Origin of the sequence: Bacillus yunxiaonensis, from assembly GCF_037104695.1 — a bacterium.
GTDB lineage: Bacteria > Bacillota > Bacilli > Bacillales > Bacillaceae_G > Bacillus_A > Bacillus_A yunxiaonensis.
Genome location: NZ_JBAWSV010000001.1, coordinates 903425 through 916149, shown reverse-complemented (window position 1 = coordinate 916149; position 12725 = coordinate 903425). Strand labels below are relative to the sequence as shown.

The window sequence follows — 12725 nt, the reverse complement described above, 5'->3', positions numbered from 1 at the left end:
TTAGTTTGGATTAGAAAGTCCATAGAAAAACATTGTGAGGATTTCTTTTGTTTGCTGTTCGCGATGTTCACCAACTAAGTGGGCAACGAATTGATCACTCATTTTAGAAAACGTATTGATATATAACAAAATCATTTCTTTTGAAAGATCTGGATTAATTTCTTTTTTCTGCTGTGCTTCTTCAATAAAGTGAAGAAAAAGGGGGAGCGCTTTTTCCATTTGATATGTAAATAGAAAATTACGCAATTCTTCATCTGTTTGCATTGCTTGTTCAATCATTTCAGGATGTAAACGGTTCACACTTTGTAATTTTCGAGTCATAATACGATGTATTTTTTCTTGAAAAGATAAGTCGCTCGTGAACAGTTCTTCATAATAATGAACCTCTTGCATGCTAAACTCTTGAATGAGTTCGCGAAATAAAGCATCTTTACCTCCGAAATGATTATATATTGTAACTTGTGAAACCTTCGCTTGTTTTGCAATATCTTCTATTTTTACATCTTTATATCCATATTTTGAAAACAGTTCTAATGCAGCCGCTTTAATAGCCTGTTTTTTCTTCTGTTTCACCTTTTCAAAACCGTTCATATGAATCACCTCCACTTAAATATACAAGATGATAAGAAAGGAAACAACATTTTTGAAATATAGGCTTTATTAAATTTCAAAAAATGTTGCTTCTCTTATAACTGAGGAGTATAATAATTTTGAAATATAAAATGTTTAATATTTCAAAAAATGAGGTGGAATCATGTTAATCGTTCAAAATGTCACGAAAAAATTTTCAAACGGAAAAGGCTTATTCGATGTTTCATTTCAAGTAAAAGAAGGCGAAGTATTTGGCTATTTAGGACCAAACGGAGCCGGAAAATCAACAACAATTCGTAATTTAATGGGATTTATACAGCCTACTTCTGGGACAGCGACGATGTTCGGATTGGATTGCTGGAAGGATGCGGCTGATATTCAAAAAAGGGTTGGATATTTACCAGGAGAGATTTCTTTTATAGAAGGAATGAATGGATTGGGATTTTTGCAGCTTATGCAAGGAATGCGCGGTATGAAAAGTAATGGTCGACGTGATGAATTAATTGAGCGCTTTCAGTTTGATGTGAAAACGCCTATTCGAAAAATGTCTAAAGGAATGAAGCAAAAAGTAGGGATTGTAGCAGCCTTTATGCACGATCCGGAAGTGCTCATTTTAGATGAACCGACTTCAGGTTTAGATCCGCTTATGCAGCAGTTATTTGTTGATCTTATATTAGAAGAGAAACAAAAAGGAAAAACAATTTTTATGTCGTCTCATATTTTTACAGAAATTGAACGGACATGTGATCGTGTAGGGATTATTAAAGACGGAAAGTTACTCACAGTAGAAAATATTCATGATTTGAGAGCAAAACAACGGCAAGTTATTGATGTGACAGTATCCTCACAAGAACAATTGCAAGCGTTAAAGAAAACGGCACTACAAATTGATAGCGTGCAAGGAAATACAGCTTCGATTATTGTACAGGGAAATTATAATGAACTTCTTCAAATATTAGCGCAATATGATGTCATTGGTTTTCAGATGAGAACAATGGATTTAGAAAATATCTTTATGCATTACTATGATGAGGAAGGAGTAGATCGGTTATGAGTAAAGCATTATTTGTTGCTAGTTTAAAAGCAAATGCCAAAATGATTTTGAACTATGCTATTGGTTCAGTTCTTTATTTATGGTTACTAATTTGGATCTTTCCATCATTCTCATCTGTAAAGGGATTAGATGAAGTACTGAAAGCGATGCCTCAAGGGGTATTAAAAGCAGTGGGATTTGAAAAAGGGATTGAACAATTGAATGATTTTTTAGCCGGAGAATATTATGGTTTAATCTTTGTTTTATTGTTGATGATATATAGTATTTTAGCATCAACACAATTAGTTGCTCATCTAGTTGATAGAGGATCAATGGCTTATTTATTATCTACTTCTGTTTCGCGTACAAAGGTAATTTTGACACAAGCATCTGTCTTAATCATAGGGTTATTTACGATCGTTATAGCTACTTATCTTGGCGGTTTAGTCGGGGCAGAATGGCTAATTGAAAAGGTATCTCTTGATAAAGTATTATTTTTTAAACTCAATCTTCTTGGTGGACTTGTATTTCTTGTAATTTGTGCATATTCATTTTTCTTTTCCTGTTTATTTGATGATGAAAAGAAAGCACTAAGTATTTCTACAGGTATAACAGTATTGTTTTATGGACTGGATATGTTAGGGAAATTGAGTGATAAATTGGAATGGATGAGAAAGTTATCTATATTTAACTTGTATCGACCGCAAGAAATTGTTGATGGAACATATAACATATGGCCTGCAAGCATTGGTCTACTTGCAGCATCTTGTATTCTCTTTGTAATGGCTGTTATGTTGTTTAAGAGAAGAGATTTGCCTCTATAAAGATGTTTTGTAAACATAATATAAAATACAAACAACCTTATTTCGCTATTTAACTGAAATAAGGTTGTTTTTTAATCTTTTCATCTTGTAATCAGCGCTTCATATTCAAAATAACAATACTTGTTTCTGAGAATGCTCATTTAAAATGATATATTCAAGTGCCCCCTGGGGAGGTCGAGAGCATCTGGCCGTGCATAGAAGCGATCAGGGGGTTTTCCTGCCACATGCGAGGTTTAAAACAAAGGGAGCAACTGAGTACAGGGCATGTTGTATTTTGTATAGCATCGACTTATATTTCGAGAAAATGGGATTATTTGATATCAGAGAGAATAAGCCATTGTTGTGAGTAGTAAAAATAAATTTATCCAATAAAACATGAGCAAGTTTTTTCAGCAATTCGAGAGGAACAAAGAAAAGGGCTAAAAAGAAGATATGTATAAGAATACAATAGCACTCAAATGATTGTTTTGAATGAGCTTAACAAAGTATTAATAAATAAAAGAGTTATAGCACACATTTAGTGAAGGACTGCTTTTTTCTTAGTGTATTTCATAGAATTATTATTAATGTTACTGTAATAAAATAACTTTTTGATTTTTTTGACAATATAACTTTACAAAACAGGAAAAAATAGTAGAATATTAATTAGTAGAAATTTTCTGATAATTATATAGAAACATAGAGCTATCAAAAATTTTCTCGTAGGTAGTATCGTACATAATATTAGGGAGGGTACAAAATGAAAAAAAAGATGAAAAAAATCACAGCTGTAGTAGCGCCTGTATTAGCGATGAGCGTAGCACTAACAGCTTGTTCTGGGGCAGGGGACAAAAAAGCAAGTACAGAGCCAAAAAGTGGAGACAAACAAACAGAAGGTAAGTTAGCGGCAAAACAAGTATTAAACTTAGTAGAAGCAAATGAAATTCCTACAATGGATGTTTCAAAATCATCAAATACAGTTTCTTCCCTTATGTTAGGGAATACGATGGAAGGTTTATATCGTCTTGATAAAGATAATAAGCCTACTCCAGGTGTCGCAGAATCTTATAAAAAGAGTGATGATGGTAAAAAATATACATTTAAACTTCGTAAAGATGCAAAATGGTCAAATGGTGATCCTGTAACAGCGAAAGATTTCGTATTTGCGTGGCAACGTCTGCTAGATCCAAATACGGCTTCTGAATATGCATTTATTATGTATGATGTGAAAAATGCAAAAGCAATTAACGAAGGAAAATCACCAGTTGACTCTTTAGGTGTAAAAGCAGTAGATGATAATACATTAGAGGTAGAATTAGATAATCCTGTTCCATATTTCCTTGGCTTAACAGCATTTACATCTTTCTTACCATTAAATGAGAAAGTTGTAAAAGAAAATGGAGATAAATACGGTTTAGAAGCTGATAAGATGGTTTATAATGGACCATTTAAAATGACAGAATGGAAGCATGAACAAGGCTGGAAAGTAGTGAAAAACGACCAATATTGGGATAAAGCGACAGTTAAGTTAGATGAAATTAATTGGAGCGTTGTAAAAGAACAGTCTACTCGTGTAAACCTATATGAAAGTGGCCAACTTGATCGCGTCGGTTTAACAGCTGAATACGTTGATAAATACAAAGCAAATAAAGATGAATTTGGAACGCTGTTAGAACCGGCAACATTCTTCTTACGTTTAAATCAAAAGCGTAACGGTCAAGATACAGTACTTAAGAATAAGAAAGCTCGTGAAGCAATTGCAATGGCCTTTGATAAAAAAGCATTAACAAATGTTATCTTAAATGATGGTTCTAAACCAGTAGACGCTCTTATTCCAGAAAAGTTTGCTGCTGGCCCAGATGGAAAAGATTACCGTGAAACATTTAAATCCACAGGCGTAAAAACTGATGTAAAGAAAGCGAAACAGCTTTGGGAAGAAGCAAAAAAAGAATTAGGTAAAGAAGAAGTAGCAATTGAGTTCTTAAACTATGATACGGATAGTGCAAAGAAAATTGGTGAGTACATAAAAGAACAGCTTGAGAAAAACTTACCAGGTTTAAAAGTGAATATTAAGCTTCAGCCGTTCAAGCAAAAATTAAAATTAGAAACAGCACAAGATTATGATATGTCTTATGCGGGCTGGAACCCAGATTATGCGGACCCAATGACATTCTTAGATATGTTCCAAACAGGAAATCCACAAAACGAAATGAGCTATTCAAATGCGAACTATGATGAAATTGTTAAGAAATCTCAAGGTGAATGGCTGACAGATCAGAAAAAACGTTGGGAAGAAATGGCGAAAGCTGAAAAAATCCTACTTGAGGATGAAACAGCAATCGTACCGATGTTTCAAAGCGCAAAAGCATTCTTACAACGTCCTACTGTACACAATATTTATAAGCACAATGTTGGTTCCCAATATAGCTACAAATGGGCATATATCACTGAAAAAGAAGGTAAATAATCATTTGAAAAGAGGAGGATGCGATATCGTATCCTCTTTTCGCTGTGCACATTTTGAATCGGGATGAGTACATATGCAGTACTACACTAATTGGAAGTTCCGCATTATTTCATAGAATGATTATAAATATTACTGTAATAAAATATTTTTCTGAATTTTCATAATAATAGGAAATCTTTGTTAGAAATACAAGAGTACAAAATGAAGGTATACAAAGTAGATATGTATAAGAATGCAATATCTAGTAAATAATTGTTTTATATATTTTTTAAAAAATAGTAATAAACAAAAGGATTTAAGCATCCATATAGCAAAGGGATGCCTTTTTTTCTTGAGTTATTTTACGGAATGATTATAAATATTACTGTAATAAAATAATTTTTTTAATTTTTTTAATAATATCACTTTACAAAATCGAAAAAATTAGTAGAATATTAATTAATAGAAATTTTCTGATAACTATATAGAAACATAAAGTTATCAAAAAGTTTCTCAAAAGTAGTATCGTACATATAATTAGGGAGGGTACAAAATGAAAAAGATTAAAAAGATCACAGCTGTAGTAGCGCCAGTGTTGGCGATGAGCATGGCTTTAACAGCTTGTTCAGGGTCAGGGGACAAAAAAGCAAGCACAGAGCCAAAAAATGATGAGAAAAAAACAGAAGGTAAGTTAGCATCCAAACAAGTGTTAAACTTACTAGAAACGCAAGAAATTCCGTCTATGGACTCTTCTAAAGCAACAGACGCAGTGTCTTTCCTTGCTTTAAATAACGTAATGGAAGGATTATATCGTCTTGATAAAGACCAAAAGCCAACTCCAGGTATGGCTGAATCGTTTAAAAAGAGCGATGACGGTAAAACATATACATTCAAGCTTCGTAAAGATGCGAAGTGGTCAAATGGCGATCCTGTAACAGCGAAAGATTTCGTATTTGCATGGCAACGTTTATTAGATCCAAAAACGGCTGCTGAATACGCATTTATTATGTATGATGTAAAAAATGCACAGGCAATTAACGAAGGGAAAGCACCAGTTGATTCCTTAGGTGTAAAGGCTGTTGATGATTATACATTAGAAGTACAATTAGACAACCCAGTTCCATACTTCGTTGAATTAACAACATTCGGTTCTTTCTATCCATTAAATGAAAAAGTTGTAAAAGAAAAAGGCGATAAGTATGGCCTTGAAGCAGACAGCATCGTATACAATGGTCCGTTCGCTATGACAGAATGGAAACACGAACAAGGTTGGAAGCTGAAGAAAAATGATCAATATTGGGACAAGAAATCAGTTAAGTTAGAAGAAATCAACTTTAGTGTTGTAAAAGAGCTATCTACTCGTATTAACTTATATGAAAGCGGCCAAGCTGATCGCGTTGGTTTATCTGCTGAATATGTTGATAAATATAAATCGAAGAAAGATGAATTTGGTAGCTATTTAGAGCCATCTGTATTCTTCTTACGATTAAACGAAAAACGTCTGAAACAAACAGACACACCGCTTCAAAACAAAAAACTTCGTCAAGCGATTGCAAAAGGATTTGATAAGAAAGCATTAGCGAACGTAATCTTAAACAACGGTTCTAAGCCAGCTGACTATCTTGTACCAGCTGAATTCGTAAAAGGTCCAGATGATAAAGATTTCCGTAAAGTCAATGGAGATGTAAAATCTGTAACATATGATGCGAAAGAAGCGACAAAACTTTGGAATGAAGCGAAGAAAGAGTTAGGTAAAGATGAAATCACACTTGAATTATTAAACTATGATACTGATGATTCGAAGAAACTTGGTGAATACTTAAAAGAGCAATTAGAGAAAAACTTACCAGGCTTAAAAATTACCCTGAAAAACCAACCGTTTAAACAAAAATTAAAACTAGAAACAGATCAAGACTTTGATATCTCTTTCGCCGGTTGGGGTCCTGACTATGCAGATCCAATGACATATATCGATATGTTTGAAACAACAAACTCTCATAACCAAATGAGCTACTCAAATAAAGAGTATGATGACATTGTTCAAAAAGGTAAAACAACATTGTTAACGCAAGAGAAAACTCGTTGGGAACAACTTGCAAAGGCAGAGAAAATGTTACTTGATGACGCTGCAATTGCACCGCTGTACCAACGCGGAAGTTCTTACTTACAACGTCCAACTGTACACAACATTATTAAGCATAATGTCGGTGGAGATTTCAGCTACAAGTGGACATATATCACTGAAAAAGAAGATAAATAATGATTCAAAAAGAGGATGCGGTGACGTATCCTCTTTCTTTATGTGCACATTTTGAAGTGTGATGAATACATATGCAGTACGAAATAAAGTGCAACATCCATGAATGAATGTTGCACTTTATGATAGTCAATTCCACTAATGGGGTCTTTACGGGCAAGAATCTTCTATCGATAGCTCTTTTTAAATATGCCCGTTACATGTGAGATAGAAGGAGATGAATATGAAACAATATTCTTATTTAGATTTCCTTGCAGCATTTGGTATTGGCAGTGCACATCCAGGAGGTTTTACGCTTACAAAGCAATTGTTAGCACAGCTTTCATTAGACCAGCATACAAAATTATTAGAGATTGGTTGTGGAACGGGCAGGACAGCTTCCTATATTGTGAAACAATATGGCTCAAGTGTAAGTGCAGTTGAAATGAATGAAACGATGATTGAAAAAGCAAAGAAAAGATGGTACAAGGATGGAGTGAATATTGAACTCATTGCAGGAAACGCAGAAGAACTGCCATTTCGTGATGAAGTGTTTCATATTGTATTAGGAGAATCTGTTCTTGCGTTTACAAATAAAAGAAAAGCGATAGATGAATGTTATCGTGTATTACAATATGGCGGGACGCTGCTTGTGATTGAATTGGTAATTGAGCAACATTTACCAGTACATGAGGAAAAAAATATAGTAACTTTATATGGAATGGAACAACTGTTAACAGCGCAAGAATGGGTTATATTCTTTAAACAAGCAAATTTTAAAACAGTACGTGTACTTGGAGGCGGAACAATTGCAGCAACGACTTCTGCACCTGTAGAGGAACAAGAGTGGGATATATCAGATTTTATTTCACAAGATCTGTATCATGCATGGATTGCGCATGAACATATTTTACATCAATACAAGCATATATTAGGGCACCGGATTTTTATTTGTCAAAAATAAAGTGGAATTTTGATTAATGGTGGACTTCATTCCCCGTAAAAGTCCGATTGGGCGAGCTTTCCATCAGTGGTGGATGAAGAACCCCCACTGATGGAAGTTTCACTTTATTAAAAAAGCCAACAAAATATAGTTGGCTTTTCTTTAAATAAAAAATAAAGCAGCTAATGTAATACCGAAAATAAATCCAAAACCAAGTTCAACGGCTCCAAATCCTCCACCAAATCCACCAAATCCTCCACCAAATCCGCATCTACATTCATCAAATCCACATCTACCACATCTATCACGTCTACCACGTCTACCACGTCTACCAGATCTACATTCATCAAATTCACAATGGTTACAACCTAAACCACCGCAGAAATCACAGCCGAAGCCACCAAAGCCAAACCCGTGGTCAAATCGCTTACGATGAACGGGTTCAATCCAAACTGATTCATCCGTTACATCAACAATTCTTCCAATATGGATATTGCCTTTATGGTCTTCAATACGTACGACTCGCCCATAATAACGCCGACATGTATCAAAATATTTATGAGAACTCATATAATTTTGCCCCTTTCTCTTTCCAATATTACGATATGTTAAAGGGACAAGAGCGGCTTGTACGTTTGTCTATTCCATCATAATTGCAGTGAAAAACGGGAATGATAAGGAAGGACTGTTTTCTAGTAATGAAAAATGTTACTCCCTGTTAGAGTGAGATAAAAAGGAGAGAAAAAAATGAATCATTCAGATACATTTCAAACGTATGAAGTGTCATGGAATGCATTAACGGATGCACTTCGAAAAGAGATGACACGTCAAGTAGGGGCTGATATTATTGATACCATTGTCTGTGATTTACAAGATGGCTTTGAAGTGTATACATATATACAAGGAGATCTTGCGTTTGAATATAAGGAAGCACTTGAACGAAAATATGGCACAGATAGCAAATTTCCTAACATATTAACAGTATTACTATTGGCGGATATCTACAATGTAAAAGAAAGTAACATTCGTCTTCATGCTGATCACAAAGAAAATCCAGTTGTAGAAGTATACGTAAAACAATGAGAGTGCTTGTAGATTGCACTCTCATTTTTGTTATAATAAAAGATAGAAAATTAAGAAAAAGGTGAAAGTATGAAGCGAGTGCGGTTACGTGAACTAGGAGTCGAAATTGGAAAATATGATGCGGGAAAATGGAATGCCATTACTGATGTTAAAGGTGTTTTAGTGGGTCATGTTACTTTGAAGGAAGAAATGCATATTCGTACTGGTGTCACGGCGATTTTACCGCATGATGGAAATATATTTCGTGAAAAAGTATTTGTTAGTTCTTATGTTATTAATGGCTTTGGAAAAACGATTGGAACGATTCAAATACAAGAACTAGGTGTACTTGAAAGTCCGATTATGCTGTCCAATACATTTGCAATTGCTCCGGTATTAGAAGGGACATTACGATATATGCTAGAGCAGAATGAAGAAATTGGTGATACAACTGGAACTGTAAATATTGTTGTTGGAGAGTGTAATGATGGATATTTACATGACATTCGAACGCTTTATGTAAGACCAAAGCACGCAATTGAGGCCATTACAAACGCAAAGAATGGTCCAGTAAAAGAGGGGTGTGTGGGAGCCGGTACAGGAATGGCTTGTTTTGGATATAAAGGCGGAATTGGTACAAGTTCACGCAAAATAACCTTTACAAAAGAAACGTATACAGTAGGTGCTCTTGTTGTTACGAATTTTGGGAGAAAAGAAGACTTATATATTCGAAATGAGAGCGAGGAAACTATGCCAGATGGCTCTATCATGATTGTTATCGCAACCGATGCACCATTAAGTGATAGACAATTACATCGCATAGCAAAGCGAGCGACTTTTGGACTTGCAAAGGCAGGTTCTTATGGAGCTCATGGGAGTGGAGATATCGTCATTGCCTTTTCAACAGCACATCGTATTTCTCATACGCCCACTACAGAATTATTACAATATCAATTTTTACGTGAAGATGGGGAAGAGATTTCTCATATATTTGCGATGACAATTGAAGCCGTGGAAGAGGCAATATGGAATGCTTTATCTATGGCAGAAACGATGGAGGGTAGAGAGAAAAGAAAATTAGAAGCCATACCTTATGAAATTTTGAAAAACATAGCAAAAAATAGATTGTGATAATTTAATTATGTAAACTAAATTAGGCTATAAAGGAGAGTTTCAATTATTACCATTGCATACAAACTACAAAGCACAAATGTCAGTTTTTTCATTGCTAAACAGAAACGAATAGAATTTAAACCGGAAAGTGACATATTATATTTAGCCTAGGAAGTTGAAATGTACTTCAATAGGAAGGGGCAGAAGTATTGAGAGAGAAAGAAATTTAGGAGAAAATAAAAAACTGCATATGAACAGTTTTTTATTAAATTACAGTTTACATAATAATATTATGTTTTTAATTGTTTTTCGAAATACAAGTCATATCTTGTATTTCTTCTCATAAGTTTAAACATAGGAATTTGTCTACAAAGGTGGCGAAGCTTCAACATGTATATTCGAATCATAGCCACATCTATTTTGTTTTTACTACTCATATGTATTAGTCCTTTTTCTAGTTTAGCGAAAGGAGAAGAAGCGAGACAGCGCGTTGTTTCACTTGTGTATGATGATTCTGGTAGTATGCGTAATAATGATCGTTGGAAATATGCAAATTATGCATTGCAAAGTTTGATTGCATTGTTAGATGAAAAAGATACGTTTTCCTATGTAGCAATGAGTCATCCATCGCAAGAAAAAACAGTTTCTCTAGCGAATAACAAACGGCAAGAGGAAATTGAGAAGATTCAAACATGGAATGAACATGCTAATACACCTTTTCAATCAGTAGAAACGGCAATCCAGTCTATTAAGAGGCAAGCTCAGGTAAATGCCAATCGTGAATTCTGGCTTATTATTCTAACAGATGGAGCATTCAATGAGCTAGAAAAACAAGATGATAGTGTGAAAAAACGGATTTCAGAAACGCTCAGCACTTTCAAAAAAGAAATGGAAGTAAAAAATATTTCTTTACATGCAGTATTAATTACAATGGAAGAAAATTTAGGGGTGCAAGAACAAGCACAAATGAATGTCTTTAAAGATATTTGGAAACAACAGATAAATGGAATCGTGCTCCCTACAAGTGGAGAAGACGGGGTTATCAACAGCGTCAATCAAGCAGCTGCCTTAATAGCAAATCGTGATCCATTTTCATCAGTAGAAGAGGCGGTGAAAACAAATATAATAGAAAACAAGGTTGAAATTACAACGCCATTTCCGTTAAAACAAATTACACTTGTTGATCAATCTTCTCAGAACATACCGTATCGTGTCCAAAATATACAAGGAACACTCAATCTACAATCGAAATTTTCGATTCAAGCACCGGTGGGAATGGGGTTATATGGTGGAATTACACATATTATGCCTAAAAACAAAGCTGTAATGGAACCAGGGAGATATATAGTAGAAATGAATCAAGCAGTGACAAAGGAAAATATGAAAGTACTGGCAGAACCAGCATTAGATTATACTGTTTCCATATATGAAAAAGGAAAGGACCAGAAAAAAGAGACAGAACAAATCTATGAAGATCAAACAGCAATTATAGAAGCAAAACCAACAAATGTACCAGTAGATGCTTCATATTTTACCGCTCAAATAGAAATAAATAATCAAATGTATTCGATGCAATGGGATGAGAAGCGAAAAGTCTTCTATTATGAAATAAAGATAGGAAAAGACGCGGTACATGGAAATGTGCATATGAATATAAAAGGGTTTTATCGCCAAACGAAAGAATTTCGCATTCAATCCGTTCCAAAACAAAAATTATCATTCAAAGTTGTTACAAAAAATTATAAAGAAAAAGTAACAAATTTGGAGCATAGCGCACCATTTATTATACAGCCATTGCTAAATGAAGAATCAATGTCAGAAGCAGAAGTAAGGGAATTGTTGAAAACAGCAACCATTACATTTCATAAATCTATCAACTATGAGTTAAAGCAAAATAGAAATCAAATATATGTATATCCTCGTCCTTATTACTCCAACACATTTAATTTTACAGATACCGGCATCATAGAAGCTACCATCACATTACGAGATTCACAATCGCAAAAAGTTAGTAAACAAATTTCGTTGTCTATTATTGACGTTCCTTTTTTAGAGCGTTATGCGACCATTTTTCAGTTCGTTTTACCGTTTAGTATCATCTTATTCATTATTGGAACTCTTATCATTGGGTGGATAGTTCGTCCGCGTTTTCATAAGAAAGCGCTTATGTATTATGAATGGGATCAATCTATTGCGGAAGATTGGTTATATAAATCTGAACCAGAATTGCTAAGAACGAAATGGTGGAATCATTATTTTGGTATTCCATTTCGAGCGGAGCGGAAAACAGTGCAGTCGGTTACATTTATTGCAAAAAAAGGCTCAAAATCTATATTTGTTACGAAAGATTCTCAAGTACCAGGCATGGTAATTGATGGTATGTTTCTAACAGATGAAGAAGTAGGACGTGAGCATAAAACGTTATATCCGAACGAAATGGTTGTTATTGACCGCGGCTATGGAAAAGAAGTATACAGATATGAATGTGAATAAATAGG

General features: G+C 34.4%; 10 protein-coding genes. 8 read left to right on the top strand and 2 right to left on the bottom strand.

Annotated elements, in window-relative coordinates; all coding sequences use genetic code 11:
• Entirely contained in the window at nt 1-591 is a 591-nt protein-coding gene (locus WAX78_RS04550; protein ID WP_336481077.1) for a TetR/AcrR family transcriptional regulator, read from the bottom strand.
• 163 nt (nt 592-754) lie between these two features.
• Here WAX78_RS04550 and WAX78_RS04545 point away from each other — a divergent pair, with 163 nt between their 5' ends.
• The 5 genes from WAX78_RS04545 to WAX78_RS04525 all read left to right on the top strand — a co-directional run bounded on the left by WAX78_RS04545 (nt 755) and on the right by WAX78_RS04525 (nt 8073).
• On the top strand, nt 755-1645 hold the full coding sequence (locus WAX78_RS04545; RefSeq protein WP_336481076.1) for an ABC transporter ATP-binding protein: 891 nt from the start codon (nt 755-757) through the stop codon (nt 1643-1645).
• The gene (locus WAX78_RS04540; protein WP_336481075.1) at nt 1642-2448 is read left to right on the top strand and encodes an ABC transporter permease subunit; all 807 of its coding nucleotides are present in this window, start codon (nt 1642-1644) and stop codon (nt 2446-2448) included. Before WAX78_RS04545 ends, WAX78_RS04540 begins: the two co-directional genes overlap by 4 nt.
• Nucleotides 2449-3187: 739 nt before the next feature.
• Entirely contained in the window at nt 3188-4894 is a 1707-nt protein-coding gene (locus WAX78_RS04535) for a peptide ABC transporter substrate-binding protein (RefSeq protein ID WP_336481074.1), read from the top strand.
• Between the two features lie 532 nt (nt 4895-5426).
• The gene (locus WAX78_RS04530; protein ID WP_336481073.1) at nt 5427-7133 is read left to right on the top strand and encodes a peptide ABC transporter substrate-binding protein; all 1707 of its coding nucleotides are present in this window, start codon (nt 5427-5429) and stop codon (nt 7131-7133) included.
• A 220-nt stretch (nt 7134-7353) separates the two neighbouring features.
• Complete coding sequence (locus WAX78_RS04525) at nt 7354-8073, top strand: class I SAM-dependent methyltransferase (protein WP_336481072.1); 720 nt, start codon at nt 7354-7356, stop codon at nt 8071-8073.
• A 141-nt stretch (nt 8074-8214) separates the two neighbouring features.
• On the opposite strand, the gene WAX78_RS04520 is transcribed toward WAX78_RS04525, so the two are convergent.
• On the bottom strand, nt 8215-8622 hold the full coding sequence (locus WAX78_RS04520) for a hypothetical protein (protein ID WP_336481071.1): 408 nt from the start codon (nt 8620-8622) through the stop codon (nt 8215-8217).
• Nucleotides 8623-8799: 177 nt separating this feature from the next.
• On the opposite strand from WAX78_RS04520, the gene WAX78_RS04515 reads away from it, so the two are divergent.
• The 3 genes from WAX78_RS04515 to WAX78_RS04505 all read left to right on the top strand — a co-directional run bounded on the left by WAX78_RS04515 (nt 8800) and on the right by WAX78_RS04505 (nt 12720).
• Nucleotides 8800-9135 (top strand): hypothetical protein, encoded by a 336-nt coding sequence (locus WAX78_RS04515; RefSeq protein ID WP_336481070.1) that lies wholly within the window; start codon nt 8800-8802, stop codon nt 9133-9135.
• Nucleotides 9136-9204: 69 nt separating this feature from the next.
• On the top strand, nt 9205-10245 hold the full coding sequence (locus WAX78_RS04510; protein ID WP_336481069.1) for a DmpA family aminopeptidase: 1041 nt from the start codon (nt 9205-9207) through the stop codon (nt 10243-10245).
• A gap of 372 nt (nt 10246-10617) precedes the next feature.
• Entirely contained in the window at nt 10618-12720 is a 2103-nt protein-coding gene (locus tag WAX78_RS04505) for a vWA domain-containing protein (protein ID WP_336481068.1), read from the top strand.
• The last annotated feature ends 5 nt before the right edge of the window (nt 12721-12725 follow it).

Coding starts and splice junctions, on each gene's coding strand:
- WAX78_RS04550 (WP_336481077.1), bottom strand. CDS start 591: ATGAACGGTTTTGAAAAGGTGAAACAGAAGAAAAAACAGGCTATTAAA.
- WAX78_RS04545 (WP_336481076.1), top strand. CDS start 755: ATGTTAATCGTTCAAAATGTCACGAAAAAATTTTCAAACGGAAAAGGC.
- WAX78_RS04540 (WP_336481075.1), top strand. CDS start 1,642: ATGAGTAAAGCATTATTTGTTGCTAGTTTAAAAGCAAATGCCAAAATG.
- WAX78_RS04535 (WP_336481074.1), top strand. CDS start 3,188: ATGAAAAAAAAGATGAAAAAAATCACAGCTGTAGTAGCGCCTGTATTA.
- WAX78_RS04530 (WP_336481073.1), top strand. CDS start 5,427: ATGAAAAAGATTAAAAAGATCACAGCTGTAGTAGCGCCAGTGTTGGCG.
- WAX78_RS04525 (WP_336481072.1), top strand. CDS start 7,354: ATGAAACAATATTCTTATTTAGATTTCCTTGCAGCATTTGGTATTGGC.
- WAX78_RS04520 (WP_336481071.1), bottom strand. CDS start 8,622: ATGAGTTCTCATAAATATTTTGATACATGTCGGCGTTATTATGGGCGA.
- WAX78_RS04515 (WP_336481070.1), top strand. CDS start 8,800: ATGAATCATTCAGATACATTTCAAACGTATGAAGTGTCATGGAATGCA.
- WAX78_RS04510 (WP_336481069.1), top strand. CDS start 9,205: ATGAAGCGAGTGCGGTTACGTGAACTAGGAGTCGAAATTGGAAAATAT.
- WAX78_RS04505 (WP_336481068.1), top strand. CDS start 10,618: ATGTATATTCGAATCATAGCCACATCTATTTTGTTTTTACTACTCATA.